This window comes from Pseudomonas sp. A39 (assembly GCF_058145955.1).
The window spans coordinates 187,262-214,019 of record NZ_JBYVMD010000006.1 but is presented as its reverse complement, the minus strand read 5'-3'; the positions used below and the strand labels follow the sequence as shown (position 1 = coordinate 214,019).

Sequence of the window (26,758 nt, the reverse complement as noted above, 5' to 3'; positions counted from 1 at the left end):
AAACAGCACAACTGAATGACCAGTCGGTCACTCAGCTGGCCGAACATACAGCAAGTGGCTGATTCATTTCAGCAAAAACACCATCAGCGGGTTGTCGTTCAACCGCCCTTCAAAGCTTGGAGCCAGATGCTCCAGAGGCGTTCCGTACAGCAGCTCAGTTTCCTTACGCGCCACTATCACCCAGGCCGGTCGGGGCAAGTCCCCCAGTTGCTCAAGCGCTTTACTGCCGATAAATACCGGTTGCTCGTCGTGATCCAGGTTCATCATGTAGCGCACCGCCCAAGTGTCCCGACCCAGGTTGATAAACACCAGCGGACCCGGCTGCTCGGCACGCAGCGCCTCTACCTGGCCAACAAACTGCCGGGTATCGAATTGCAGATCCTTGGCCGGCTCCACCACCGCCACCAACAGCAGCCATTGCGCCGCCAATGCAATCAGGCTGAGCCAAACCAAACGGCCAATCCGACGCCAGGCGACCAGCGCCGCCACTTGCAGCACCACCAGCACGCCGATCAGCAACGGCAACGAAACGTTTGGCCAATAGCCATGCTTCTGCCAGGCATGCCGACAGACAAAGACCACCACCACGCACAACGCCGGCAGCGCCGCGACAAGCCCTTCGTAGCATCGGCGCACGCCCGCGAGCCACCCTTGCGCCTGCAGCAGCCCATAGGCTGCGACAGCCGCAAACATCGGCACCATGGGCAGGATGTAATAGGCGCGCTTGAAGTGCGGCACCGACAGCCCGAGCAGGATCATCAAGCCGCAGGCGCCGAGCCGCGCCACCAAGTGCAGAGTGCCCTCGAACCGCTCGGGCCAGCGGTGACGCAGGGCAATCATTGTGGCCAGCGCCAACGGCACCACCGGGAAGTAGCGGTACAAGCTCAGCTGGAAATAGAAATAGAACGGCTCGCCGATTTCATCGAGACGCCCGCCCACCTGCATCTTGAACACCTCATCGGCAAATGCGTCACCCCCGCTGATGCGCGCCAACTTCATCAACAACCACCAACAGGCTGCCAACAGCACCAGGCCGACGCTGCCGTGGATCAGCACCTGCTTCACACGCTCTCCAGGCTTGCCCAGCGCCCAATACACGCACACCACACCGCAGACCTCGATCAAGCCCAACGGCCCACGTATCGCGAAGCCCAGAATGAACAGAGGGAATACCGCAAGCCGCCTCCAGCGACCACCGCTGTGCAGCAGGTAGAAACTGCCGACACAGAGCAACGCCACCATCTGGTCCAGGCACACCGAGCGGGATTTTTCGAGCAGTTGGGTGGTGAGCAAGGTCAACAACACCGTGAGCAGCGCCCACTGGCGATTCGCCGGAACCAGCAAGCGATAGATCACGGCCACCACCCCAGCGGACGCCAGGGCGGTGGGCAGCACATTCGCCAAATGGTTGGGCGCCCCCAACAGTCGGGCAAACACCCAGCTGAAGAAGGTCGCGGTGCCGGGGTAATCCGCGTAAGGCTGCCCGTAGGTGGTCGGGAAAAGACTCGCACCATGGCGAAACATTTCTTGCAGGAACAGCGCCCAGCGGCCGTCAAATCCTTGGGGCTGCTGATCCCAGATTCCCAAGGTGAACAGCAATAGGGCGAACACAAAAATGCCCAGTGATTCCAGGCGAAAACGGCTGCGGTGATCCATCGGTTGACCTGTCAGGTAAGGGACGCCGACTTATGGTGCAGACCGCCCTGCTGAATAGCGCCTGAACAGACCTGAACATTCCCGCGTTTACCGACCTGCGGGCCATATCCACTGCGGGATCAACCGAACGTAAATCAACTCCCCAATGAGCTCGACCAGGGTTTGCAGGACCACCGCCGTCGCCGCCAACCCGCGCACATCCTCGGGCAAAGCCAATGCCAAGGGCAGTACCACCAGCGAGTTACGTGTCGACGCGCTGAACGTCACCGCCCGCGCCGTTACCGCAGGAAGCGCAAACAGCCGCGACGCCAGTGCCCCCATCAGCGGCGCCAGCAACACGAAGCCGATGTACACCGGAATCACCGGCAGCAACAGGTTGATATCCCGCACCACAGAGGTGATTTGCGAGCCGACCACCACAAACAACACCAGCGCCATCGCCGGCACCGGCAGCCACGCCCAGGCGCTGTTCCAGACACTGGCAATCGGTGATCGCCGCGCCAGCGCAGTCGTGACCACTGCCAGCAGCATCGGCACCACGATCAACAAGAGGAACGCCTCGATAAACGGCCGCGCCTCGACCACACCCTCGGATTGCGCGCCGAGCATCAGGCCCAGATAGATCGGCAACAGCGCCAACTGCAGCAGCAACAGCACCGGCGTAGCCGCCAGCATCAACCGCGAATCCCCCTTACCGATGTGGGTAAACACCACCACGTAGTCGACGCAGGGCGTCAGCAACACCAGCAAAGCGCCCACGAGCAACGCCGGACGGCCCACGAGGCTTTGGGTCAATGCCCACACCAGTAACGGAACGAGAATAAAGTTGGCCAGCAGCAATGCCGACAGGAAGCGCTTGTTGCCCCAGCTTTGACGCAGGTCCAGAAACGGGATTTGCAGGAACATCGCATACATCAGCACCGCGATCGTGGGCGTGACCAGTGCGCTGAGGCTGTGGGCAAATGAGGGGGCGAGCAGGCCGAGAACGGCGGCCAGCAGCACGGCTGCGAAGTAGACCGGGATCTGGTTGTGTTCGAGGCTGTCGCGGGACATGAAGGCTGGCTCAGATGGATCGAAAGGTGGTCAGCCTAAGCATACGAGGTGGCAAGGTCGAGCACCCTGACAATCTCCGCGATAACGGTGCACGGAATTTGTTAAGTTCGACATCTTATAAAAACGCGTGAGCCTGCATGCCCTCACCCAAGGCGTAAGGACCCAGTGGCGCCATGAACCTTCCAACCCGCCCCACCCCGCTAGCGTTCCACGAACCCGCCACCGACGGCTACTCCCTGGGCGGCTTCACCTGGCGCCACCTGCGCACCGACGTCGAACGCCCGGTCGTCATCATCAACGCCGCCACCTCCGTGCGCTGCCGCCACTACGCCCGCTTCGCCGACTACCTGTTCGCCAACGGCTTCGACGTCATCACCTACGACTACCGTGGCATCGGCGAATCTCGCAGCGGGTCGTTGCGGGGGTTCAACGCCTCGTGGTCGGATTGGGGCGTGCTGGATTTCGAGGCGATGCTGCAGCGAGCGCAGCGGGAGTTTCCAGGGCAGCCGATTGACGTCGTCGGCCACAGTTTTGGCGGCTGCGCGGCAGGGCTCGGCGCGTCGGGCGCGGTCATTCGGCGGATGGTGACAGTCGGTGCGCAGTTTGCGTACTGGCGCGACTATGCGGCGAGCGTGCGTTGGCGGATGTTTGCCAAGTGGCATGTGGTGATGCCGCTGGTGACGGCGCTGTGCGGGCACTTCCCCGGCAAGCGCCTGGGCTGGCTGGAAGACACGCCGGCGGGCGTGGTGCGGGACTGGAGCACGCTGACGCCCAGGTATGAAACGCGCCCCAGTGGACGAGCGTTGGGTGAGCTGCCTTTCAGTCGTGTAAACGCGCAGATACTGGCCATCAGCATGACCGATGATCCGTTCGGGACAGTCGCGGCCATCGAGCGGCTACTGGGTTACTTCGACAGCAGTGAGCGCACACATCTGCGCATCGCCCCTGAAGACATCGGCGAAAAGGAAGTCGGACATTTCGCCTTTTTTCGCAGCGAGTATCAGGATCGGTTGTGGCCGATTGCACTGGAATGGCTTCAAAACGGGCAATTAACGGCGGATACCCTTGGGATTTCTGCCAACCTGCGCTTCAATACCCCACCCAGATCCAGCATTCCAGGACGTTGAGCCATGGCCTCGCCGAACAAGCAGCAAAAACGCGCCCACCGGGCAAAGGCCAAGGCCAAGCAAAACCGTACCCAACGCGCTGTCGCGACCAAGCCGGACGCGTTTGCCGGCGATGACAGCCGCATCGACCTTGAGTCAGTGGATTTGACCGAGCTGTTCGTGGAGATGCGCACCGCAGGCGAGATCAGCCAGCAGGCATTGTGTGCCGTGTTCCTGGCTCATCCGTTGCTGGCGCTGGTGCTGGAACAGGAAGGCGAGGAGGAAGCCACCGACTTCATTCTTGCGGCACTGATCGAGTATCGGCAGTGGGCCACGGACACCGACGATGAAGCCGCCGCGCTGGCGTGGATCGAGTCGCCAGAGTTCCAAGCGGATTATGTTGCCGCGTCCCAAGCACTCACCAACGCCCAAGCCTGATACAAAACCAAATGTGGGAGGGGGCTTGCCCCCGATTGGGGTAGATCAGCCAGCACATCTGACGCTGACACACCGCAATCGGGGGCAAGCCCCCTCCCACATTTTTTACAGCATTTCGTCAGTTCAACACCGCAGCGCCAACCCTCTGCGCCTTGCGACGGCTTGATACAAACAGTCCCGCCGCCACCACCAGCAAACTCAGCACGCCGGTCGCGATGATCTCGACCCGGTGCGCTTCCTGGAACAGCATGATGGTCAGCGTACCCACGATGAACACCATCACCGCGTAAGTCAGGCCTGGGAACAGCCACATCTTGAAGACGATCTTCTCGCCCGCCGCCGTGCGCTTCTGGCGCATGCGCAGTTGCGACACCGCAATCACCAAGTACACCAGCAACGCGATGGCGCCGGAACTGGCCAGCAGGAACTCGAACACGGCCGCCGGAGCCACGTAGTTGGCGAATACCGCCAGGAACGCGGCGCCGGTGGACAACAACACTGCCCAATAAGGCGTGCCGCTCTTGTTGGTGCGCTTGGCCACGGCCGGTGCATCACCGCGACGGCCCAGGGAGAACAGCATGCGCGAAGCGGTGTACAGCGCCGAGTTCAAGCAGCTGGTTACGGCAACCAGCACCACCAGGTCGACGATCAGCTTGGCGTTCGGAATACCCATGCGCTCCAGCACGGTCTGGTAGGAACCTACGGCCGCCAAGGTCGGATCGTTCCAAGGGACCAGGGACACCACGATGAAGATCGACAGCAGGTAGAACAAACCAATCCGCCAGATCACCGAGTTGGTGGCCTTGGTGATCTGCTGGCCTGGGTTCTTCGATTCAGCGGCGGCGATGGTGACGATCTCGGTGCCCATGAACGAGAACATGGTGGTGAGGATCGCAGCCAGAACGGCGCCCATGCCATTTGGCATAAAGCCCTGGGTGTCGAACAGGTGCGAAACACCACTGACCTGGCTGGTCGGCAGGAAGCCGAAAATCGCGGCCAGGCCAAGGATCACAAAGCCCACGATCGCCACGACCTTGATCAACGCAAACCAGAACTCGAACTCGCCGTAGTTCTTCACGCTGAATAGATTGGTGGCCGTCAGCAGCAAGGTGATGATCAGGGTAAAGGCCCAAATGGCCACATCCGGGAACCAGGCGTGCAGGATGGTCGCGGCAGCGTTGGCTTCCAACGGAATCACCAGCACCCAGAACCACCAGTACAACCAACCGATCGTAAACCCGGCCCAATGACCGATTGCGCGGTCGGCGTAAGTGGAGAACGAACCGGTGTCAGGCGACGCGACGGCCATTTCTGCCAGCATGCGCATCACCAATACCACCAGTGTGCCCGCAGCGGCATACGCCAGCAGTACCGCCGGGCCGGCGGCGGCAATCGCGTGGCCGGAGCCGACAAACAGACCGGCACCGATGACGCCGGCAATCGAGAGCATGGTGACGTGACGCGGTTTGAGCCCCTGTTCGAGGTCATTGGAGCTTTGCGTACTACTCATTGACACACCTTTACGAGGAATTGCGAAAACGGTCGGCCCGGCCCGGGATCTTTCTCGTGAAAAGAAACCAACGGGGCGTTCTTTATTTTTTACGCAATATTTGCGCCAAAATGTTACAGGGCCACGATTGACGCGGGCTGCAGGACGATTCAACAACCATCGCAAGTCATTGAGAACAATGGCATTCCGCTATAGCGTTACCGTGCGACTCACATTCAAGACGAATAAACGCACCATAAACACACACAAAAAGTACGTGACGCCCCACAAAAGGGCTGATACGCACCGTTTGCCCGGTTAACCCTTCCAACACCCGGCCAAAGCTGGCACCATCGCGCCCTTTTTACGCGAAGCCCGCGATTTTTCGGGTTCAAACGGTTGTTCGGTTGTTGATGGCGCGACACGCTGCTGTGCCGATGCGACACCCTGCCGCACACCACCTGTTTACCCCAAGCCACGCTGTTGGCTGCTATCAAGACGCTATGCTAGCTTGGCGCCTCGCCAGGAAGGCGGCCCAACAGCGAAGATCGCAATGAACACAATGAGGACCCCACATGGCCGAGGCCACGCCCGCGCTTGAAATCCGCAACTTGCATAAACGCTATGGTGAGCTGGAGGTACTCAAAGGTATCTCGCTCACCGCTCGCGACGGCGATGTGATCTCGATCCTGGGTTCCTCCGGTTCCGGCAAGTCCACCTTCCTGCGCTGCATCAACCTGCTGGAAAACCCGCACCAGGGCCAGATCCTGGTGGCCGGCGAAGAACTCAAGCTCAAGGCCGCGAAAAACGGCGAGCTGATGGCCGCCGACGGCAAGCAGATCAACCGCCTGCGCAGCGAAATCGGTTTTGTGTTTCAAAACTTTAACCTGTGGCCGCACATGAGCATCCTCGACAACATCATCGAGGCCCCTCGCCGCGTGCTCGGCCAAAGCAAGGCCGAGGCCATCGAAGTGGCCGAAGCCCTGCTGGACAAGGTCGGCATCGCCGACAAGCGCCATGCTTACCCGGCGCAATTGTCCGGCGGCCAGCAACAACGGGCGGCCATCGCGCGCACCCTGGCGATGCAGCCTAAAGTCATCCTGTTTGACGAGCCCACTTCGGCCCTTGACCCGGAAATGGTTCAGGAAGTACTTAATGTGATCCGCGCGCTGGCCGAAGAAGGCCGCACCATGCTGCTGGTCACCCATGAAATGGGCTTCGCCCGCCAGGTGTCCAGTGAAGTGGTGTTCCTGCACCAAGGCCTGGTCGAAGAGCAAGGATCGCCACAGCAGGTGTTTGAAAACCCGCTTTCGGCGCGCTGCAAACAATTCATGTCCAGCAACCGCTAACGGAGCAACATGCATGCAGAACTATAAAAAATTCCTTCTGGCCGCGGCCGTCTCGATGGCGTTCAGCGCCACGGCCATGGCAGAAACCTTGAAAATGGGGATTGAAGCGGCCTACCCGCCGTTCAACAACAAAGACGCCAGCGGCAACGTCGTGGGCTTCGACAAAGACATCGGCGACGCCCTGTGCGCCAAGATGAAAATCGAAAAGTGCGAAGTGTATGTGTCCGACTGGGACGGCATCATCCCGGCCCTGAACGCCAAGAAATTCGACTTCCTGGTGTCCTCGCTGTCGATCACCGATGAGCGCAAGCAAGCCGTCGACTTCACCGACCCGTACTACTCCAACAAGCTGCAGTTCATCGCGCCGAAAGCCACCGCCGATTTCAAGACTGACGCGGCTTACTTGAAAGGCAAGGTCATCGGTGCACAGCGTGCGACCTTGGCCGGCACCTATCTGGAAGACAAGCTGCCTGACACCGAAGCCAAGCTTTATGACACCCAGGAAAACGCCTACCTCGACCTGACCTCCGGTCGTCTCGACGGCATCCTCGCCGACAAGTACGTGCAGTACGAATGGCTCAAGAGCAAAGACGGTTCCGCCTACGAGTTCAAAGGCGACCCGGTGGTCGAAAGCGACAAGATCGGCATCGCTGTACGCAAGGGCGACCCACTGCGCGAGCGCCTGAACAAAGCCCTGGCAGAGATCAAGGCGGACGGCACCTACAAGAAGATCAACGACAAGTACTTCCCTTTCAGCATCGAATGATCTGAACGGTATGCCCGACGCGCTCAGTTGAGCGCGTCGGCTTTTTGCACTGCCTGCCGCGATATGAAAACACCATGAATTTCGATCTCTACGGATTCGGCCCGGCGCTTGCCGCTGGCGCGCTGATGACCGTCAAACTTGCGCTCACGGCCCTGTGCCTGGGGCTGATGCTCGGCCTGGCCGGCGCCTTGGCCAAGACTTCTGCGCACAAACCGCTGCAATGGGTGGGCGGAGCCTATTCGACCATCGTGCGTGGCGTGCCGGAACTGTTGTGGGTGCTGCTCATTTATTTCGGCACGATCAATGTAGTGCGCGAACTGGGTGAAGTTTTCGGCATCCCCGACCTTTCGCTCAGTGCCTTCGCCGCCGGGGTCATCGCCTTGGGGTTGTGCTACGGCGCCTATGCCACCGAGGTTCTGCGTGGCGCGATCATCGCCATCCCCAAGGGCCATCGGGAAGCCGGTTTGGCGCTGGGGCTGTCGAAAACCCGGATTTTCACCCGCCTGATCATGCCTCAGATGTGGCGCATCGCGCTGCCAGGCCTGGGTAACCTGTTCATGATCCTGATGAAGGACACTGCGCTGGTCACGGTCATCGGCCTCGAAGAAATCATGCGTCACGCGCAGATCGCGGTCACCGTTACCCGGCAACCCTTCACCTTCTATCTGGTCGCGGCCTTCATCTACCTGGGCCTGACCTCGCTGTCGATGGTCGGCATGCACTTCTTGGAACAACGCGCCGCCCGCGGCTTCGTGAGGACGACGTAATGGAATGGGAAGTCATCATCAAGTGGCTGCCAAAGTTTATCCAAGGCGCCATCCTGACCCTGGAACTGGTGGGCATCGCTGTCATTCTTGGCCTGATACTCGCGATTCCGCTGGGCGTCGCTCGTGCGTCCAAGCGTTGGTATGTGCGTTCGCTGCCCTACGCCTACATCTTTTTCTTCCGTGGCACACCGCTGCTGGTGCAACTGTTCCTGGTCTACTACGGCCTGGCCCAGTTCGATGCCGTGCGCACCAGCGCCATGTGGCCGTACCTGCGTGATCCGTTCTGGTGTGCCACGGCCACCATGACCCTCCACACCGCCGCGTACATCGCTGAGATCCTGCGCGGTGCGATCCAGGCTATTCCCCCGGGCGAAATCGAAGCCGCTCGCGCCCTGGGCATATCCAAGCCGAAGACGTTGTTCTACATCATCCTGCCGCGCGCCGCGCGTATCGGCTTGCCTGCCTACAGCAACGAAGTGATCCTGATGCTCAAGGCCAGCTCGCTGGCGAGTACGGTAACGCTGCTTGAGCTGACCGGCATGGCCAGGACGATCATTGCGCGCAACTACCTGACAGTGGATATGTTCTTCACCGCCGGTGTGTTCTACCTGCTGATGTCGTACCTGCTGGTACGCGGCTTCAAACTGCTGGAACGCTGGCTGCGCGTTGATGCCTGTCAAGGACGTTGAGGCACGCTTCCAGGCGCTGGATGCATTCCTGACCGAACACCAAGGGCTGTGGAAACCACGGCCCTTTACGCACCTGTATTTACCTTGGGAAACCCAGCACCCCGAACTCGCCCAGTGGCTACGCCGACGCTCGTTAGCCGCTGCCGAAGCCAGTCACAATCAGCCCCACGACCTGGCGGCACCCGCGCCGTTTCCGCAGCTTGCCGCGCAAGCCCGGCAGCTCAGTGCTGTGGATAAGTTACCGATGCAGCGCTTGGCGCCCGCTCGCCATCGCCTTAGCGTCGATGTACCTGGCCGTAAATGGGCACAAATCGAAGCGTTCGGCGCCGCGCTGCAGTTTGCGCAAAAGCCCAGGCACTGGCTGGACTGGTGTGCGGGAAAAGGCCATCTGGGTCGTCGCCTGTTGCAGGCAGATCAAGCATTGACCTGCCTGGAATACGACCCGGCGCTGATCGCCGCAGGCCAGGCCTTGAGCGAGCATCACGGCCTGCCCGTCACGCATTGCCTGCAAGACGTGATGGCCACTGTGGCTATCGGCCCCGAACACACGCCCGTCGCCCTGCATGCCTGTGGCGACCTGCATGTACGCCTGCTGCACCTGGCCAGCGCCGCCGGCTGCAAACAGTTGGCGCTGGCGCCCTGCTGCTACAACCGCATCAACGCCCAGACCTACCAGCCACTGTCCAGCGCCGGTCGTGCTTCACCCCTGCAACTGTCGATCGATGACCTCGGCCTGCCGCTGAGCGAAACCGTCACCGCGGGCAAACGGGTGCGTTTGCAGCGGGACACGTCCATGGCGCGACGCCTGGGTTTCGATCAACTGCAACGCCAGTTGCGTGGCTGTGACGAGTACCTGCCCACGCCGTCGCTGCCCGCGAGCTGGCTGGACAGGCCCTTCGCGGACTACTGCCACGCGCTGGCAAAACTCAAAGGGTTATCCACAGACGAACAGGATTGGGCGGGTTTAGAGGCGTATGGCTGGCGACGCCTGGCAGAGGTCAGAAACCTGGAATTGGTGCGTGGTCTGTTTCGGCGCCCGCTGGAGTTATGGCTGGTGCTGGATCGGGCACTGTTTCTCGGCGAAAACGGCTACAGGGTGGAAGTCGGCACCTTCTGCGAACCGGCCTTGACGCCGCGCAACTTGATGGTGCTTGCCGAGCGCGATTAAAGGGCGAAATTGTCGCGGCACAGCCTGTGGATAACTCTGTTGATGAATTCTTTACAGAGCCCGTAGCCATCTACGTTACAGGCCAAAAGCCAGGCTGGTCATTTTTTGTTCACAAAATAAAACGCACTCAAAACAGGCAGTTGCGGCGTGATGAGAACGCCTCCACACAACGGCTGTTTCGGGACATTGCCCTCCAACCGATTGTGCATAAGCATCTGGCGTTAAGCGAATAAAGCGCAATTTAAAGCCGTTTTTTACGTGCAATCAGCAGCCGGCAAAGCTCGGTGATATCGTCCCCCGCCAAGCTCAATGCCTGGCTATCCAATGGGTCGATACCAAACGCCAGGGCCTCGCTGATCGCCATATCGCGGTGCACCTCCAGAGGCTCTCTGGTGCCCAGGCGCTGCTTGAACGCCTCCACCATATCCAGGCTGAAGGCATTGTCCTCATCCAGTTGGTTGATCACAAAGTGCACGTGCGGTGGGCGTTCACGCTGAAGGTGCGGTGCCAACAGCCCGTCGAGTTGGTCCAGTGTGCCCAGGGAGGCGGCGTCGGCTTGGGCAATCACCAGCACCACGTCGGCCACGCTCAAGGCTTGATGGAAGTAGACGTTATTGCCGGCGGGGGTGTCGATGACCACGGTATGACGGGCGCTCAGGCCCAATGCAGACAGACGCTGCGCCAACCAGTCCGGTTCATGTTTGAGCCAACGTTGCAGGTCGTCCTGCTGGCGCATATCGGTGTCGCCAAAGGTGATCACCCGACTGCCGACAAAGCCTGGCTGCTGGATATTGTCCCACTGCGCATTGCGCAGGCTTGTCGGGCCGATACCCGGCGAGGCGGGGCTGACACCGAAGTGCATCCGCAGGGCGTTCTGTGGGTCCAGGTCCACGGCGACCACCGACTCACCCAGGCGCTGCAAACCGCTGCTCAAGGCCGTCGCCAAGGTACTGCGCCCCACGCCGCCATTGACCGACACCAACGCCACCACACACGGACGTCGTACCCCCTTATCCACGGACTGGGACTGCGCCTGCGCACTGGGGGTTTGAGGGGGAAACGGGGTGCCGTCATCCACGGGAATGCTGCCAAAAAAATGCAGCCGCGCATCCAGCCCTTGGGCATCACGGCTGACGTCTTTGCCCAGCAGAACGAGAAGACCATCTGTAAAGCTCATAGCGGATTCCTCATCACGGCGAAGCTTAACGACGTGAAAAGGCCAGCTCATCCGGCTGCTTACCGCAGGTCTTTTTGTCGTCGCCCTTGTGCAAGCAGTCTGCTTCAAGCTCACAAAAGTGTCATTATTTTGATGCTTGTGCTGTTTATTTTTTAGACAAACGGACAATCGTCAAATTACTGGCCAATCGTGATGACATCGTATGGCGTTTGCAAATCGCGCTCTGGAATCTCCCAAATCAACAACTTAGGCGGGGTTTGCTTGAACGCCGGGCTGTCGAAGTACGCCTTGGCCGCACCGGAGAATTCGCCGCCGTCCTTGCTGAAATTGCCCACAGGCGCATTCAGGGCCTTTTGCAGGAAGCCGACAAAGTTGGAGTTACGCGAGAACGACGTGCCGATCAGCGCCACATTGGGCAGGCCGGCATCGCCAAACAGATCGTCGGCATTACTGGTCGCACCACCGGTTTCATGGGTCGTGCTGGCCGCGACCGATTCCCCTGGCGGCTGCAACGTGGGCGGCAACCAGTCGAGACCGGCCAGGCGCACCAAGTCGCCCGGACGCACGGCGAGCGGCGCCTGGGTGATGTCGAAGGTTTGCTCCGGCGTGGCCTTGATGCCGCGCTGCTGGGTACGCTGCGCCACGGCCTTGGCCCCCGCGTTGGAGCCGATTTCGCTCCAGTGGGTGTCGGTGCGCAGGTAGGCTTCGGCGCCCAGCGGTTTCAATGTTTCGGTCAGGTCCAACGCGGAAACGCCGGCGGCCTGCAACATGGCGGTCCAATCCCGCACCCGGTTATCGAGCACCGCCGGGCGGTACAGGCCACAGCGTTGGGCGGCGGCGATGCGGCTCTTGTCCGGCACCACCACCACTTGCAGGTCGATACCTTTTTGACCCAGTTGTTTTTGCAGGTCGATCACCGCCTGGGCCTTGGTCTGGGCATTGGCCTCGGCATGCCGGTTGATGCGCAGCTCATCGCTGATAAACAGCCAGCCGGGGCAACCCGGACGTACGCGCGGCCCGGTGTCGCCAAACGCCAGCCAGCTGCCGCCGCGCTCCAGGTTGGCGGCCTGGATCGCCATCGGCGCCTTGGCCAGTTCCTTGGCAAACCGGTGGGTCAGGTCACCGTGCAGCAACATGTCGCTGTCGACCTTGGCCGGCACATAACTGATCGGCCCCTTCACCATCAGCCAAACGCAGGACAGCAGCCCCGCCGCCAAAAAGGGCACCAGCACCCAGGCCGCCAAGGGGCTGGTGCGAACGGCCAAGTCGCTCGGTGGAGTCGGCGCGGTAGGAGCAGGCATGGTCGGGCGTCCTTAGAACTGAAAGTACAGAAACGGTACGGCGTCGCGGCTGGCAATCAGCGCGAACGACAACACAAACCCGGCCACCGGCCACAGCGAGGCCGCCACCACAAACCACGGCTGGGTGCCGAAGCGCTGTTCGCAACGCACCTGCCAGATCGGCGCGATGATGCACACCAACCCCAGCAACGCCGCCATGCCATGGGCCGGGCGCATGGCCACGGCCATCGCGTCACCCAAGGCCATGCCGTGCAGACCGAACTGGCCGGCGTACATGGTCAGTGCCGAATGGAAGTCCGGCGCGCGGAACAACGTCCAGGCCAGGCACACAAACAGCAGCGTGAGAACGTGCGACAGCACCGGCGGAATGCTCGGCAAGCTCGACCGCGACCATGCGCGGTCAACACACAGCGCCACGCCGTGGGCCGAACCCCACAGCAGGTAGTTCCAGCTGTCGCCGCCGTGCCACAACCCGGCAATCGCCATGGTCAGGAACAGGTTGCGGTAGGTGCGCCAGACGCCGTCACGGTTACCGCCCAGCGCGATGTACAGGTAGTCGCGCAGCCAGCTGGACAATGACAAGTGCCAACGCCGCCAGAAGTCCTGGATGCTGCTGGCCAGGTACGGCCGGTTGAAGTTTTCCGGGAAGTGGAAGCCCAGCATCAAGCCCAGGCCGATGGCCATGGCGCTGTAGCCGGCGAAGTCGAAAAACAGTTGCAGCGAATACGCCAAGCAACCGATCCAGGCGTCCACCAGGCTGGGGTTTTCCAGGTGGAAGGCAATGTCCACCAGCGGCGACAAGGTGTCGGCCACCAGCACTTTCATGCCCATGCCGATCATGAAGCGCCGTGCGCCCAGGGAGAAATTCGCCCAGTTGAAATACCGCTGGTTCAGCTCACGGCGGACCCAGTCGTAACGGATGATCGGGCCCGCAATCGAGTGCCCGAACATCGAAATATAGGTGGCGTAGTTGATGAAGCTGCGCTCCACCGGCACCGTATGACGGTGCACATCCACCAAGTAGGAAATCGCCTGCAACACGATGAACGACAAGCCCGCCGGCAAGGCCACGCGCTGCCAGTCCAGCGGCATCGCACCGTACCAGGTGATCACCTCGCTCACCGTGCCAGCGACGATGTTGGCGTACTTGTACCAACACAGCACGGCCGTGTTGAACACGATCAACGCGATCAACAGGCGCACCCGGCCTTTGCCGTCCTCACGGGAGCGGTCCACCAGCAAGCCGCCGACCCATGCCACCACGGTCAACACCATGTGCAGGAACAGGAACAACGGGCTCAACCAGCCGTAGAACAACCAGCTGCCGATCAACAGGATCACGTTGCGCCAGCTCGGACGAGCCAGGGCATAGATCAACAGGAAGGCCGGGAGGAACAGCGTGAGGAATTCGAGTGAGGCAAAGACCATGGTGGTGTCGGGCCCGATCAGTTAGCGAGTGCGTCAGAGGCGAACAGCAACTTCGAGCCTGTGTCTGAAGGAACGGCCAATACGCTGTAGCGCTCGCCCGCCTTGAGAGTGAACGTCAACGGCTGGCCCACCGGCGAGCCGGCGCATTTGAGCTGCACCGACAATTCCACCGGGTTGATCATGCGCCGCTGCACGGCACCTTCAGCGACCTTCTTGAACAGTTCGGCCTTTTGCGCCACGGCTTCCAGGCTGGCGTCGGCGCAGGTGGCATCGGCGTTGATGAAGGCCAGTGAGGCTTTGAGCGCATTGAAGTCGTCCGGCACTTCACGCACCACCAATTGGCGCGTGGCGCCCTTGGCATCGACCAGTGCAACCACCGTGGCGAATTCGCCCGGCGCCACTTTCACCGAGAAATCAGCGTTTTTGCCGCCGCTGCTCAATAGGCCTTTGATCGGTTTGTCGCCGCCGACAACCGGCAGGAACGCCGACACGGCTTTGTCGCCGCTCAACACCAGGCTGGCCTTGGAACCGTCCGCCACCAGCTTCAATTCGCCAGGGGTGCCGTTGGCAAAACGCAGGAATGCTGCGTCTTGCTCCGGGCCGGTCGGGTACAGCGGGATGTCGGCACTGTAGGCGCTGACACTGGCGAGCAAGGTCGCCAGGCCCAGGGTCATCCGTTTCATTATTTGTTTCCTTTACCGTAGGCCGATGGCGGCAGGTCACCCAAGGCTGTACCGATGGCCTTCGCCCACTTCTGGTAGCCGTCGATGGTGAAGTGCTGGCCGTCGGTGGTGATCCACTCGCCTGGCTTCGAGAACGTCAGCGAGTCGATGTAGGTGCACGGCGCCACGTTACTGGCGAGGAACGACGACATCAGCTTGGTGCGGGTGTCGTCTTTCTTGTACTGCGAACCGACCTTGCCCCATGGCGGGCCGACCCACACGCACTTAGTGCCGGTGTCGGTGATGGCTTTGGTCAGCGAGGTCACGCTTTTCCAGGCCCAGGCTTTAGGGAACACCGGGTTGGTGTAGGAGCCCATGGTGTCGCCGATGATCAACACGACCACGTCGGGTTTGTCTTTGGCGATCAGCTCCTGGATCGGCGTGGTGCTCATGGCGTTTTTGCCATAGATCACGGCCTTGCCGGTGGGCGTGCGTTCGCCGCCGCATTCGACTTTTTTCGGCACAACCCAATCCGCCGCACCGGCACCGCACGCACCGATGGAGTGAACCACCGCGCCTTGCTTGGTGAGGTTGTCTTGCAGCGGGTTGAGCAACGAATCGGGAAAGCTCATATGACTTTCGCCCAATACCAGCATGGTTAGGCCGGCAATCGCAGAAACAGGCATGAATGACTCCGATTAATCAGTTGGAATAAGGGGAACGGTACGGACTGACCGGCAAGGGCATAGGCCCGCTCAGGTCTTCGAACAAGTAGCGCAGATAAGCATTACCGGCGTACTGGCGGTAGTCCTGGGCGTTGTCGAGACCGATTTCGCCGCCCAGGTAGAAGCGCGAGCTCAAGCGGTATTCGGCGGCGGCGTTGAAGCTGTAGCCGACGCCAGTCTTACTGGTGCTGTCGTACTTTGGATTATTTTTGGTGGCTTGAAGCGTGCTGTCGCCAGGGAAATAATCCGCGCCATCTTGCGCGATATGCTGCAAGCCCACCGAACTTTTTACCTGATAACTGAAGCGGTCAAAGCTTTGCGCCCAACGAATCGGTACGCCGAGGGAGAAAAAGCGCTGCGGGCTGAAGTAACCGCCGTTGCCGTAGGTGTAGAAGTCCTGGTTTTCCTTGAAGGTCATCGCCGAACCGCTGATACCCAGGGTCAACGTGTCGCGCGGGTTGTTACGCAGGTACCAGTAGATACCGCTGCCCAACTCCAGGCGGGTGTTGTCTTCAACATTGTTGCCCAGCAACTCATGCAACGACGCGTAGCCGTAGACGCCCAGTTTCTGGTTGTCATAGCTCAGCTCGCCACGGCCGCCGTTGGCGGTGACGCCCCCCCACTTGTTGCCCGCGCCGTCTTCGGAGCCGGCAAAGGAGGTGACACTGTCGGTGACCGGGCGCCGCGAGATGTTGGCGCCGTAGCGGAAGTTCGAATTGGCCTCGAACGGACGCGACACGCTCACGCCGCCCACGAGGGTGTTGTAGAGGAAGCCCAGAGGGCTCACGCCGACGTCAGCCTTGAGGCCTTGATCCGGGTTTTCAAACGCCACGGCCAAACCGACACCGCTATCGCTCTGAGAGCCCGCCGGCTCTGTGCCGCCTTTACCAAAGCGCGACAACGACTCAGCCTTGACGCTACCAGCACTCAAATGCACCGGCGTCACCCGCAGCGCCACAGTGTTATCCCCCACCGGCATCCGCGCTTCAAACGGCGCTTCCACATCGGTGATTTTGCTCAAGCCTTTCTCACCGTTGTTGCTGCGTACGCTCAAGCCCTGCACCACATAACCGGTACGGTCACGCAGGATAGTGTCCAGCGCACGACGCGCCGGGCTCAGCTCGGGGCTGTCGATCGACGCAATGCTCGATGGCGGCACAAACGGGTCGCTCAAGTCGTTGGACGTGGCACTCGCAAACGCGTTGGACGTCACGGACTTGGTCGGTGCATCAATCGGTGGCGGTACCGCGCCGGCAACGGTCAGGTCGGTGACCTGGCGACGCTGGCCCGGCAAGCCCACAAACGGGTTATACGACGTACCTGGAGCGCTGGCCTGGGCTACCTGGGTCTTGGCCTTCATGGCGTTTTCAATCGCCAGGGCCTTGCGCAGCAGTTCCGCGGCTTCGCTGTTCTTGCCCAAGCCCTGATAGATGCGCGCGGCCGAGGTGAGGATCTCCGGGTTACCTGGCTCCAGGGCCAACGCCTTGTCACTGGCGCTTTGCGCCAAGCCACGGTCATTACCTTTCAGGGCGATGTCCGCCAGACCCAGTTGCAGGCGCGCATTATTGGGGTTCTGCTGGATCAACGGCGCGTACAGCTCCATCGCCTTCTTGCCATTGCCGCTGGCGGCATACATCCGCGCCAGGGCGCCGACGCCCAACGCGTCGTTCGGGCGCTGGGCCAGGGCCGGGGACAGCATGTCGTAAGCCGCCACCAGGTCGTTCTTCTCACGCAGGGCGTCGGCCTGCTTGACCCGGTACAGGTAGATCAAATCGTCGTAGCGCTGGCGGCCGGTCTCGGTCAAAGGCTGGCCTTGCACTTCGCGCAGGATCTCGCCCGCCTCACTGTATTTGTTGGCCTTGAGCAGCACGTTGGCGTACAGCAGCTTCTGGTCGACCGTCGGGTTGGGGTTGTTCTCCACCACCTTCTGCATCATGTCCAGACCGTACTGCGCAGCCCCCACTTCCACATAGGCGGCGGCCAACACGGCCACACGCTCAGGTTTATTGCGGGTCAGCGGTTCGGAACGCCCGAGCAACGCCAAGGCTTCCGGGCGCTGGCCACGGCGAGCGGTTTCGATAGCGATGTCGGTCTGTTGGTGCAGCGCGATGTCAGTTGCCAGTTCGTTCATATCCGCCGTGCGCTGTGCCGTGGGGATACGCCCCAAGGTGGCCTCGGCTTGCTTCCACTCGCTCAATTGCGCCGACAACAAGGTGCTGGTGTACAGCGCATCGGGTTGGTTGGGCTGGGACTTGAGCAAGCCGTCGATCAAGGCTCGCGCGTTGCGGATCTGCCCGTCGCGCAGGTACATGCGCGCCAAGGCGAAGCGGGTCCAGGGGTTTTCCGGGTCGGCATCGAGGGCCTGGCGATAGGCGGCTTGCGCGGCCTTCAGATCCCCCCGCTGCTCGGCCAGCTTGCCCACCTGGGTCGCGCGCAACGCGTTGATTTTCACACTCGGTGCGAACTTGGCGCGCTGGGCCGGCGATACCGAGTCGATCAGCTTCAAGGCTTCATCCGGCTGGCCCGACTGGGACAGCACGTTGATCAAGCCGCTCAAGGCATCCGGGTCGCCAGGGTGGCGAGCCAGCACTTTGCGGTAGCCCGCTTCGGCGTCGTCGAACTGGTTGTCCTGGGCCTGGAAGCCCGCCAGCGCAATAGCCGCGCCAGGCTGGCCAGGGTTCAGGCGTTCGGCCTGGGCCACCAGGTCGCGGGCCTGGGCGCTACGACCGGCACGCTGGGCGTCACGGCTTTGGCTGATCAGGTTCCAGTAGCGCACATCATTCAAGGCCGACTGCCAAGCAGCGCCACCCGGCAAGCGCGTGGCTTGGACCAGGTAGTTTTCCGCCTCGCTGTAGCGCTCTTGCTGTTGACGCAACACGCCCATGCCGCCGAGGGCATCAACGTCATTGGACTTTTGCGCAAGGCGCGCCGCCAGCAGAGGCTCGGCGGTTTTCAGGTCGCCGTCATCCAACGCCTTGAAAGCCTTGGTCATCTGCGGATCACGCTGCCAGGTGCCACCGCCTTTACCTTGGGCGATGCCTTTGTTCATCAGCGCGCGGATCTCGCTGTCATCCGGGTGCACGGTGAGGAACTGCTGGAACAGCGAAACCTGGTCCGGCTTCGGCGGGCCGAGCCAGACCAGCGCGAAGCGCCAGGTTTCGTCGGCGTTGCCGCCCACGTCGTTGTTCGATGCCAGTTTAGCCAGGGCCCGTATACCGTCAGGCCGGGTGGCCGGGTTACGCGCCAGGTGCTTGGCCAGGAACAGCGCAACGATCGGGTCGTTCGGGCGTTCACGGGTCAGGCGCTGCAGGCCGGCGATGGCCTCGCTGCTGCCTTTGGCGGTAAAGCCCAGGGTGTTGTAGTACTCGCGGGCGATCAGGCCTTGAGGCTGACGGCCCTGGAAAATCTGGCGATACAACGCCACAGCCTGTTCACGCTCGGCCTCCGGCTCGCCCAGTTCACGCGCCTGTTCCAGCAACTTGGCGTTGTCCGGAACCGCAACGGTGATGTCCTGTTCCAGTTGCAAGGCCTGGCGCGGCACCGGGCTCAACGCTTGCAAACGGGCCAGGTACTTTTGCGCTTCGGCCGGGTGGTTCTGTTGCACCTGGATCAGGCCGATCCCGTACAGCGCATCCGGTTGATCCGGGCTCAGGCGCAGCAATTTCTGCCAGGTTTCCAGAGCGCGTTCGGGGTTCTTTTTCGACTGCCAGTAGTAGCCCTGCTCAATCAGCAGGGACTGCGGGTCGCTGGTTTCAGCGACGCTGGCGGTGGAGGCCAGGGCGGCGAGAATCGCAATGGCTAGCGTGTGACGGCGCATGCGGCCTCCCAGGAAAGTTTGACCGTACCGTCTTGTTCAAAACGGTACTTCTGATCGGCAAAGCCCTGGCTGAACAGGCTGAGCATGTAGTCGTAGTAGATCGGCTGCGCGGTGTCCGGCGCCGAAGGGGCCAGGGCTTTGGCGAGCGCGTCGTCGACCTTGGCCTTCTGCAACTGCGCCAGTGCGGTTTCGCCGCGAGCCTGGAAGAAGGCAACGGTGGAGGCCGAGAAGCCCATCGGCGTATAGCCGTTGTTTTTCTCGACTTCGCCGGTCAGTACATGGATTTTTTCCGGTGGGTAGCCGGTGGCCGATGCTGCGGTGGCCCGCGTCATGCCGCCCAGGGATTTCAACATGGGCGCCGCCAGCGGATCGCCCTTGGCGGTCATGCCGGCCCACATGTAAGTGCGGATCGCGTCATAGCTGCCCAGGTCATCGGAAAACGGGTCGACCACGAACAGCCCGGTGTTGGCGCTGGTGGCGCGGTAACCGACCCAGTTGGCCGCGAGGCCGTGAGGGTTGCTGGCCGTATCGGCAAGCATCTTGGCGTTGCTGTCGGCCACCTCATTCCAGCCGGCATTCGGGCGTTCTTTGTGGAAGCGACGCAGTTGCGCCAGCACCTGATAGCTCGGGTTGAAGCGCCACAGGCCACCGGCGTGCACGTAGCCCACCGGGCCTGGCAACAGCATCTTGCCGAGGCCAGGCACACGCACGATCAGGTTGCGTTCAACGTTGGCCAACAACAATTGCGCGTCGGCACGGTACTGCGGTGCATTCCACACGCGTGCCGCTTCGAGCAAGGCGTAGGCCATCCACAAGTCGGCGTCGCTGGCGGAGTTCGGGTCGATCACACCCCACGTGTTATCGGCTTTTTTGCCCCACAACCAGCCGGGCAGGTTCTGGCCGATGTCGGCGCCCGACATGTTGGCCTTGGTCCAGGTCCACAGCTTGTCGAAGCTCGCACGGTCGTTGCCGACCAGGGCAAAGAACATCGCATAGGATTGGCCTTCCGAGCTGCTCTCGGTGGGTTTCATGGACGAGTTCAGCACGCGCCCATCATCCTGCACGAAGCGCTTGGCGTAGTTCTGCCACAACGGCCAGTCGCAGGTTTGCGCTTGCGCGCTACCGACGAACATCACCGCGCCCAGCGCCGCCAGGGCCATGCTCTTAAGCGGGCTCATGCCAACCGCCGTTTTGCACGGGCACGCAGCGACAAGTAGACCAGGCTGGTGACCACGGCCAGGCCGAGGAAGGTGATCAACAGCATCCAACCCAGGTTCTGCGACAGTTGCCACTGCATGAATTTGAAGTAGTTGAGCTTGCCGACGTAGTACTGCTCATCGCCTACCAGCGAGCTGATTTGCGTGCCTTGCACCACCGCCAGGCTGCCTTGGATCGAGTCTTTATAGTCGTCACCGCCGATCAGCGCGTTGGTCGCTTCCAGCAGGCCCTGAGGCTGGTTGCTGGCGATCAGCACCACGCTGCGACCGCTCTTGAGCGGCGATTGGAAACCCGCCAGCCACGTGCTGTTGCTCAGGCCCTTGAAGGTAATGCCGGTGTTGGCCGGGTGTTGGTTGGCCGCCGGGTCCGGGCTGATCCAGCTGCGCACATAACGTGGCAGGTCAGACAGCAGGAACTGGTGTTGCTCGCCATCGCTGGTCGCCGGCAGGTATTGCTGCCACTGCTTGAGCAGCGGTTGGTTGGCAGCGGTAGCGAGCACCAACAGGTCTTTGTCGGCAACGCTTTGCACGTCTTTGGCCTGCACTACTTTTACCGCAGTGGCCGGGTAGCCGGTGGCTTCGCCAAAACGGCCAAGCACCGTCAGGTAGGCGGTCAGCTCGTCGGTACCGTAATTGTCGGGCATGACCACGGCCGACTCCGACAGGTCAGCCAAACGGGTGAACGGGAAACCCGAGTCGTTGAACACGCCCAGGTTCGGCATGGCGATGTAGTGCTGGTAGCCCGTGACGTCGAGGGTCGAGTCCGGGTCGACCGAACCGCGCATGTTGTCGACGATGATGTCGCGGCATTCGCCTTCTTTGATGTAGTCGTACATGAAGCGCACTTGCAGCTTGGACTTGGGCGATGCCGAGCTGATCGGCAACAGGGTCGTCACTTCACGCGGCAGGCTTTCGTCTTTCTTCAACTGGTCGAGCAGGGTTTGGCCACCGCCCAGGTTGCTCACCGACGGCAATGCCACGGACTTCATGAACTGATCATTCAGACCGATCAGCAGCGACGAGTTGGTCGACACCTGCTGCGGCGTGTAGCGGTATTTGAGCTTGAGCGGCACACCCTCTTCACGCCAGTTGAACAGGTCTGGCGGCAGGCGCATATCGACGCTGATCGCGCCTGGGTTGTAGCCCGACACGCTGAGTTTTTGCTGTTCGATCAACTCGCCCAGGCGGACCGGGCGGTTGCTTGGCAGCCAGTTCGGGGCATCGTATGGACGACGCGGTGCGAGGGTATCCAGCTTGGTGATCACCACGCTGTTACCGGCCAATACCGGGTTGCCCAGCACCACCGCGTTGGCGGCGCGCTTGAGCTCTGCACCGTCACGGCCGGTGACGATCAGCAGCTTGCCGTTGGCGTCGTTCGGGTTGGCGATGAGGGTGAGGGTCGGGCCGGCCGGCTTGGCGACGGCAACACCGTGTATGTCCATCGCATCGGCAGTTTGCACCAGCACGATGGCGTTGCCTTTGGCCGGCAGCTCACCGAGGGTGGTTGGGAACGTTGCGCCGCGGTAGCTGGCGAGGCCGCCGATCCACGACGACAGAGCGCCGGCGGCTTCCAGCGCGGCGCTGTCGGGAGCGGTGGCGAACACGAACGGCAGGCTCACCTGGCGTGCGTCACGCTTGTCGAAGAACGGCAGCGGCAGCACGGCCAAGTCGTCTTTGAGCACGATCGGCTCGACCTGCACTTTCAGCTCACTGCTGTTGCTGATCTTGGCCCACAGGCTGCTGTGCAGTGGGTCTTCGCAAGACATGGTGTAGTGGCCGATGAACTGCAGGCTCAGGCGGTTGAACTCGGTGATCAAGTGCGCTGGGATCTGCACCAACTGCTCTTGCGGCGTGCCCGCGCCTTCTTTAGGCAGCGGCAGGCTGGCGGCGACTTCGCCGTTGACCAGCACGTTGATCTGCGACAGATCGGCCAGCAGCGCCGGCGAGTAGCTGTACTTGAGCAACAGTTGCGCGCCCTTCACCACTTCATCGGCACGGATATCAAAGTTGACGCTGTCGGACGACTCCACACCTTGCAGGTTCATGGTGTCGCGACGCCCCAATTGCTTGAGGGTCAGGCTGTAGCCGGTGTCGGTACTTTGTACCGGCACGGTGGCAACCGCTTGCTCGGCAGCTTGCGCGAGGGTGTTGAAGCCCATCAGCGAGGCGATCATCAGCGCCAGTGCACGGCGCGGATGAGGGCGAGCGAATATGTTCGAGGTCATGGCTTGTCCATCAGCGTATCTAGCGGTTTTGTGGGGGTGCGGCTCAAGGCCAGACGCAGTTCGTGTAGGGTGGCGCGGCCGAGGGTGAACAAGCCGCCGATGCCGATGGAGCCGACTTCGCGCAGGGCCGCCAGCGGCGTATCCGGCTGACCGGCGCCCCAACTCGCGGCCCAGGTATCGGCGCGGGAGAAAGTCAGGCGAACCAGTTCGCTTTGCTGGCGCAGGCTGAGGGCTTCGAATTGGGCGCCGATCTGCGCGCCCTTGCTGAACACCACGCGGGCGTCAAACAGGCTGTCCTGGCCGTTGCGCGACAGTACCAATTGCACGCGTTCACCCTGGGTGATCGAGTGACCATCGGAAAGCATCAAACCGAAGCCGTTTTGCGAGAAGTCCTGGGTGGTGCCATCAAGCACGCGGCCGTCGGCGCAAATGATGCTCACTGGCAGCTTGGCGCTGACACGCGGCTCGGAACGCACTTGGCGTGCTTCCGAGGCCACGGCCACGGCGGCACTGGTGATGATCAGGTTATAGAGGGTCCAGGTCAGGTTGATCGCCACCGTCACGGCAGTGGACGCATCGCCCCAGATCAACTGGTGGATACCGAAGCCGAGGCCGATCAGGTTGACCGCCAACAACACCAGGTAGGGCCGGGCGAGTTTCCAGTCGAAGAACTGCTTGTCGATGATGCCGCCCTTGTCGGTGACGTTGAAGCCACCCGCCTTGGGATTGACCAGCGCGACCAGCACCGGCGGCAGGATGTACCAGGCCAGTACGGTCTCGTACACCTCGTTCCAGAACGAGTGACGGAAGCGCCCCTGGATCCGCGAGTTGGTCAGGCTGGAGTGCACCAAGTGCGGCAACACATAGGCGACGATCATCAGCGCCGATGCGTGGAAGATTTCTGCGCCGAAAATCAGGTAGGCCAGCGGCGCGGTCAAAAACACCAGGCGCGGCAAACCATAGAAAAAGTGCAGCATGGCGTTGGCATAACAGATGCGCTGGCCCCACTTCAGGCCTTTGCCCAGCAGCGGGTTGTCGGTGCGGAAAATCTGCGCCATGCCCCGTGCCCAGCGAATACGCTGGTTGATGTGGCGCGACAGGCTTTCAGTGGCCAGGCCCGCGGCTTGTGGGATGGCCAGGTAAGCGGTGTTGTAGCCCAGGCGGTTGAGCTTGAGCGCGGTGTGGGCGTCTTCGGTCACGGTCTCAACGGCTACGCCGCCGATTTCCAGCAGCGGCTCACGGCGGATCACGGCACAGGAGCCACAGAAGAAGGTGGCGTTCCACAGGTCGTTGCCGTCCTGCACCAGGCCGTAGAACAGCTCACCTTCGTTGGGCACGGCGCGGAACGTGTCGAGGTTCTTTTCAAACGGGTCCGGCGAGAAGAAGAAGTGCGGCGTTTGCAGCATCGCCAGCTTCGGATCTTTCAGGAACCAGCCCAGGCTCACTTGCAGGAAGGAACGCGTCGGCACATGGTCGGCGTCGAACAGGGCGATGTATTCGCCGTCGGTGACCTTCAACGCTTCGTTGAGGTTACCGGCCTTGGCGTGGAAGTTATTGTCGCGTCGGATGTAGTTCACGCCGACCTTGCGGCAGAATTCGCGGAAGTCGTCGCGGCGACCGTCGTCGAGCACGTGGACGCGCAGCTTGTCCTTGGGCCAGTCCATCGCCTGGGCGGCGAAAATGGTCAGCTTTACGATGCTCAGCGCTTCGTTATACGTCGGGATGAACACGTCGACCGTCGGCCACTCTTCCGGCTCAGTCTTGAGCCACACCGGCGTGCGGCGCAGCGGCCAGGCGGTTTGCACGTAGCCGAAGATCAGCACGATCAGGGCGTAGAACTCGGCCGCGACCAGGCCGTAGCCGAAGAACATGTCGACCCAGGTTTCAAAGCCGAGGGTGGAGGTGAGGCGCCAGAACATGTAGCGCAACGACGCCACCAGCGACAACACCACCAAGGCGAGGATCGCCAGGCGCCCCGGGATCTTGCGCAGTACCAGCACCGCCAGGAAGCACACGGCGGCAAACAGGCATTGGCTGTAGAGGTCGAGCGGCGCGCTGATAATGCCCAGCAGCAGCATGGCGCCGAGCACGCAACTGGCAACAACCAGTACCGTACGCAGCGCCGAAGGCCACCGATTGAAGCGCGCGATGGCGCCATTTAGGCGCTGTTCAGCGCGCCCTTCGACGAAGGGCGTGGAGGACGTAGTGTCGGTCATGGGAGGTCCGAGTCGATTCGTTCGAGCAATGCGCGGCACAGGGCATGGATGTCCTGGCTGCCGATACTGTTGACGGTGGGGTCAAGGGGATCACGCCCGTAGGCCTGGGCTTCGCTGAACGCGGGGTCGCGGTGGACCGTCCCCAACAGGGCAGCACCCAGGCGGGCCTTGAACACCTCGGCCATGTCCAGGCTGAAGCGGTGGGCACCGTCCAGTTGGTTGATCACATAGAAGCGTCGTGGCGGTTTTTTGCGATTGAGAGAGGGCTTGAGCACGCTGTCCATCTGATCGAGCGTGCTGAACGACGCCACGTCCGGCTGCACCACTACCAGCACTGCGTCGGCGACCGACATGGCTTGGCTGAAGTACACGGTATTGCCGGCCGGGACGTCGATGATCACGGTGTCCTGGCCGTTCAATTTGAGGCCGGCCAAGCGTTTACTCAGCCACTCGTCATCCTGGCCCAGCCAGCGATTCAGGCTCTGTTGCTGCTCGTGGTCGGTAGCACCGAATGCCACCAGGCGGCACCCGGCAAAACCGCGCTCGGGCAGCGCTTCCCAGCTTTCATTGAGCAAGCTGGTCGCGCCTACGCCGGGCATGTCGAGACCGAGGCACAAGTGGTGGCGCAGGGCGTTTTGCGGGTCCAGGTCCAGGGCCAGTGCCGGGCGCCCCTGACGCTGCAAACCACTGGCAATCGCGGCAGTCAGGGTGCTGCGGCCAACGCCGCCTTTTACCGAGACAACCACCACGACGTTGGGGCTGGAATGCTCCGAGTACACCTCACCGTCCCGCCCTTCCACCACTTCGGGCGGCTGCAGGTGGTCGGCTTCGCCTTGGCTCAGCTCTTCCAACAGACGCAGCAAAGGCGCTGACGGCGCTTCAATCACAGGCAGGGCTCGAACGACCGCCGGGGTTTCCAGGACCTCTACATCGTCCTCGATGAACTCGTGGACGAAGTCGATCTCGCGGTAGCCACTCGGGTTGGCACCCAGCTTGTTGAATAGTTTTGAAATGTCATCTGCTCGACTCACTCACTGCCCCTCCCCACCTGGTTTGCGCTTTAAAGGCGATAAAAAGGTCAGCAATAGGCTGACCTTGTATTTTTTTAGTTATGTGGTGTCGGGCTCATTCTGTGATATCACAATGATGGTGTCAGTATTTTGATGCTTTTCGCTCAATCTTATCCGACGAACGGCGTGGCGCCATTTTTATGACAGATTATTTAGAGAGAATGCATTCGCTGTAAGAACATGAACTTGCACTGATTTATCGTATTATTTGTTGGCTGAGTGGTCAGAAACGGCACTAATCTGACATACCCATAAACAAATATTCGATTGCCCTACACTGTCTCAAAAATTTGCCTACACACAACCGCGATTAAACGGACGGTTTATATCGCGCGACAGAATACGGAAACCTCGCCTGTATTCAAGGGCGAAACTGCCGAGCGGTCGATCCGCAACCGCCCGCAAAGCCACGGCCCGTATATCGCTGTGCAGGCAGCCA

Annotated in this window: 20 protein-coding genes; 7 read left to right on the top strand and 13 right to left on the bottom strand. The window is 61.4% G+C overall.

The annotated features are described in order from the left end of the window. Positions 1–63 precede the first annotated feature (63 nt). Both AC3ZU9_RS07085 and AC3ZU9_RS07080 read right to left on the bottom strand, forming a co-directional pair. Entirely contained in the window at positions 64–1,656 is a 1,593-nt protein-coding gene (locus tag AC3ZU9_RS07085; RefSeq protein WP_490090482.1) for an ArnT family glycosyltransferase, read from the bottom strand. Between the two features lie 87 nt (positions 1,657–1,743). Beyond that, positions 1,744–2,709 carry an arsenic resistance protein gene (locus AC3ZU9_RS07080; RefSeq protein WP_490090481.1) on the bottom strand — a complete coding sequence of 322 codons (966 nt, stop codon included), beginning with the start codon at positions 2,707–2,709 and terminating at the stop codon, positions 1,744–1,746. Positions 2,710–2,882: 173 nt separating this feature from the next. Here AC3ZU9_RS07080 and AC3ZU9_RS07075 point away from each other — a divergent pair, with 173 nt between their 5' ends. Together AC3ZU9_RS07075 and AC3ZU9_RS07070 are read left to right on the top strand one after the other, a co-directional pair. Next, positions 2,883–3,836, top strand: a complete 954-nt coding sequence (locus AC3ZU9_RS07075) for an alpha/beta hydrolase family protein (protein ID WP_012721737.1) — start codon at positions 2,883–2,885, stop codon at positions 3,834–3,836. 3 nt (positions 3,837–3,839) lie between these two features. Further along, on the top strand, positions 3,840–4,253 hold the full coding sequence (locus AC3ZU9_RS07070) for a hypothetical protein (protein WP_122810884.1): 414 nt from the start codon (positions 3,840–3,842) through the stop codon (positions 4,251–4,253). Positions 4,254–4,371: 118 nt separating this feature from the next. On the opposite strand, the gene gabP is transcribed toward AC3ZU9_RS07070, so the two are convergent. Next, the gene (gene gabP / locus AC3ZU9_RS07065; protein ID WP_046034626.1) at positions 4,372–5,763 is read right to left on the bottom strand and encodes a GABA permease; all 1,392 of its coding nucleotides are present in this window, start codon (positions 5,761–5,763) and stop codon (positions 4,372–4,374) included. Positions 5,764–6,317: 554 nt separating this feature from the next. Between gabP and AC3ZU9_RS07060 the strand changes: the two genes are divergently transcribed. The 5 genes from AC3ZU9_RS07060 to AC3ZU9_RS07040 all read left to right on the top strand — a co-directional run bounded on the left by AC3ZU9_RS07060 (position 6,318) and on the right by AC3ZU9_RS07040 (position 10,481). Then, on the top strand, positions 6,318–7,091 hold the full coding sequence (locus AC3ZU9_RS07060; protein ID WP_012721734.1) for an ABC transporter ATP-binding protein: 774 nt from the start codon (positions 6,318–6,320) through the stop codon (positions 7,089–7,091). Positions 7,092–7,104: 13 nt separating this feature from the next. After that, on the top strand, positions 7,105–7,857 hold the full coding sequence (locus tag AC3ZU9_RS07055; RefSeq protein ID WP_064054119.1) for an ABC transporter substrate-binding protein: 753 nt from the start codon (positions 7,105–7,107) through the stop codon (positions 7,855–7,857). Positions 7,858–7,931: 74 nt separating this feature from the next. Beyond that, a complete protein-coding gene (locus AC3ZU9_RS07050; RefSeq protein ID WP_046034625.1) occupies positions 7,932–8,624 on the top strand; it encodes an ABC transporter permease in 693 nt (230 codons plus the stop codon). Beyond that, positions 8,624–9,313, top strand: a complete 690-nt coding sequence (locus AC3ZU9_RS07045; RefSeq protein WP_490090480.1) for an ABC transporter permease — start codon at positions 8,624–8,626, stop codon at positions 9,311–9,313. The genes AC3ZU9_RS07050 and AC3ZU9_RS07045 overlap by 1 nt, the downstream gene beginning before the upstream one ends. Continuing rightward, positions 9,294–10,481, top strand: a complete 1,188-nt coding sequence (locus tag AC3ZU9_RS07040) for a methyltransferase (protein ID WP_490090479.1) — start codon at positions 9,294–9,296, stop codon at positions 10,479–10,481. The genes AC3ZU9_RS07045 and AC3ZU9_RS07040 overlap by 20 nt, the downstream gene beginning before the upstream one ends. Positions 10,482–10,722: 241 nt before the next feature. Here AC3ZU9_RS07040 and bcsQ (AC3ZU9_RS07035) read toward each other — a convergent pair whose 3' ends face one another. The 10 genes from bcsQ (AC3ZU9_RS07035) to bcsQ (AC3ZU9_RS06990) all read right to left on the bottom strand — a co-directional run bounded on the left by bcsQ (AC3ZU9_RS07035) (position 10,723) and on the right by bcsQ (AC3ZU9_RS06990) (position 26,280). Next, positions 10,723–11,658, bottom strand: coding sequence for a cellulose biosynthesis protein BcsQ (gene bcsQ / locus AC3ZU9_RS07035; protein WP_490090478.1), 936 nt, complete (start codon positions 11,656–11,658; stop codon positions 10,723–10,725). A 176-nt stretch (positions 11,659–11,834) separates the two neighbouring features. Beyond that, positions 11,835–12,959, bottom strand: coding sequence for an alginate O-acetyltransferase AlgX-related protein (locus AC3ZU9_RS07030; protein WP_012721729.1), 1,125 nt, complete (start codon positions 12,957–12,959; stop codon positions 11,835–11,837). Positions 12,960–12,971: 12 nt separating this feature from the next. Beyond that, the gene (locus AC3ZU9_RS07025; protein WP_093542952.1) at positions 12,972–14,387 is read right to left on the bottom strand and encodes an MBOAT family O-acyltransferase; all 1,416 of its coding nucleotides are present in this window, start codon (positions 14,385–14,387) and stop codon (positions 12,972–12,974) included. A gap of 17 nt (positions 14,388–14,404) precedes the next feature. Next, positions 14,405–15,070, bottom strand: a complete 666-nt coding sequence (locus AC3ZU9_RS07020) for a cell division protein FtsQ (protein WP_490090477.1) — start codon at positions 15,068–15,070, stop codon at positions 14,405–14,407. After that, positions 15,070–15,735 (bottom strand): SGNH/GDSL hydrolase family protein, encoded by a 666-nt coding sequence (locus tag AC3ZU9_RS07015; protein WP_012721726.1) that lies wholly within the window; start codon positions 15,733–15,735, stop codon positions 15,070–15,072. Before AC3ZU9_RS07015 ends, AC3ZU9_RS07020 begins: the two co-directional genes overlap by 1 nt. A gap of 16 nt (positions 15,736–15,751) precedes the next feature. Next, the gene (locus tag AC3ZU9_RS07010) at positions 15,752–19,591 is read right to left on the bottom strand and encodes a cellulose biosynthesis protein BcsC (RefSeq protein ID WP_012721725.1); all 3,840 of its coding nucleotides are present in this window, start codon (positions 19,589–19,591) and stop codon (positions 15,752–15,754) included. Continuing rightward, entirely contained in the window at positions 19,573–20,769 is a 1,197-nt protein-coding gene (bcsZ, locus tag AC3ZU9_RS07005; protein WP_093542959.1) for a cellulose synthase complex periplasmic endoglucanase BcsZ, read from the bottom strand. The genes AC3ZU9_RS07010 and bcsZ overlap by 19 nt, the downstream gene beginning before the upstream one ends. Next, positions 20,766–23,033 (bottom strand): cellulose biosynthesis cyclic di-GMP-binding regulatory protein BcsB, encoded by a 2,268-nt coding sequence (gene bcsB / locus AC3ZU9_RS07000; protein WP_490090476.1) that lies wholly within the window; start codon positions 23,031–23,033, stop codon positions 20,766–20,768. Before bcsB ends, bcsZ begins: the two co-directional genes overlap by 4 nt. Then, positions 23,030–25,249, bottom strand: a complete 2,220-nt coding sequence (bcsA, locus tag AC3ZU9_RS06995) for a UDP-forming cellulose synthase catalytic subunit (protein WP_046034618.1) — start codon at positions 25,247–25,249, stop codon at positions 23,030–23,032. Before bcsA ends, bcsB begins: the two co-directional genes overlap by 4 nt. Continuing rightward, complete coding sequence (gene bcsQ, locus AC3ZU9_RS06990) at positions 25,246–26,280, bottom strand: cellulose biosynthesis protein BcsQ (RefSeq protein WP_490090475.1); 1,035 nt, start codon at positions 26,278–26,280, stop codon at positions 25,246–25,248. Before bcsQ (AC3ZU9_RS06990) ends, bcsA begins: the two co-directional genes overlap by 4 nt. Positions 26,281–26,758: the final 478 nt, after the last annotated feature.

Coding starts and splice junctions, on each gene's coding strand:
- AC3ZU9_RS07025 (WP_093542952.1), bottom strand. CDS start 14,387: ATGGTCTTTGCCTCACTCGAATTCCTCACGCTGTTCCTCCCGGCCTTC.
- AC3ZU9_RS07010 (WP_012721725.1), bottom strand. CDS start 19,591: ATGCGCCGTCACACGCTAGCCATTGCGATTCTCGCCGCCCTGGCCTCC.
- AC3ZU9_RS07080 (WP_490090481.1), bottom strand. CDS start 2,709: ATGTCCCGCGACAGCCTCGAACACAACCAGATCCCGGTCTACTTCGCA.
- AC3ZU9_RS07045 (WP_490090480.1), top strand. CDS start 8,624: ATGGAATGGGAAGTCATCATCAAGTGGCTGCCAAAGTTTATCCAAGGC.
- AC3ZU9_RS07030 (WP_012721729.1), bottom strand. CDS start 12,959: ATGCCTGCTCCTACCGCGCCGACTCCACCGAGCGACTTGGCCGTTCGC.
- AC3ZU9_RS07060 (WP_012721734.1), top strand. CDS start 6,318: ATGGCCGAGGCCACGCCCGCGCTTGAAATCCGCAACTTGCATAAACGC.
- AC3ZU9_RS07070 (WP_122810884.1), top strand. CDS start 3,840: ATGGCCTCGCCGAACAAGCAGCAAAAACGCGCCCACCGGGCAAAGGCC.
- AC3ZU9_RS07085 (WP_490090482.1), bottom strand. CDS start 1,656: ATGGATCACCGCAGCCGTTTTCGCCTGGAATCACTGGGCATTTTTGTG.
- AC3ZU9_RS07020 (WP_490090477.1), bottom strand. CDS start 15,070: ATGAAACGGATGACCCTGGGCCTGGCGACCTTGCTCGCCAGTGTCAGC.
- bcsB (WP_490090476.1), bottom strand. CDS start 23,033: ATGACCTCGAACATATTCGCTCGCCCTCATCCGCGCCGTGCACTGGCG.
- AC3ZU9_RS07050 (WP_046034625.1), top strand. CDS start 7,932: ATGAATTTCGATCTCTACGGATTCGGCCCGGCGCTTGCCGCTGGCGCG.
- AC3ZU9_RS07015 (WP_012721726.1), bottom strand. CDS start 15,735: ATGCCTGTTTCTGCGATTGCCGGCCTAACCATGCTGGTATTGGGCGAA.
- bcsZ (WP_093542959.1), bottom strand. CDS start 20,769: ATGAGCCCGCTTAAGAGCATGGCCCTGGCGGCGCTGGGCGCGGTGATG.
- AC3ZU9_RS07040 (WP_490090479.1), top strand. CDS start 9,294: ATGCCTGTCAAGGACGTTGAGGCACGCTTCCAGGCGCTGGATGCATTC.
- bcsA (WP_046034618.1), bottom strand. CDS start 25,249: ATGACCGACACTACGTCCTCCACGCCCTTCGTCGAAGGGCGCGCTGAA.
- bcsQ (WP_490090478.1), bottom strand. CDS start 11,658: ATGAGCTTTACAGATGGTCTTCTCGTTCTGCTGGGCAAAGACGTCAGC.
- AC3ZU9_RS07055 (WP_064054119.1), top strand. CDS start 7,105: ATGCAGAACTATAAAAAATTCCTTCTGGCCGCGGCCGTCTCGATGGCG.
- AC3ZU9_RS07075 (WP_012721737.1), top strand. CDS start 2,883: ATGAACCTTCCAACCCGCCCCACCCCGCTAGCGTTCCACGAACCCGCC.
- gabP (WP_046034626.1), bottom strand. CDS start 5,763: ATGAGTAGTACGCAAAGCTCCAATGACCTCGAACAGGGGCTCAAACCG.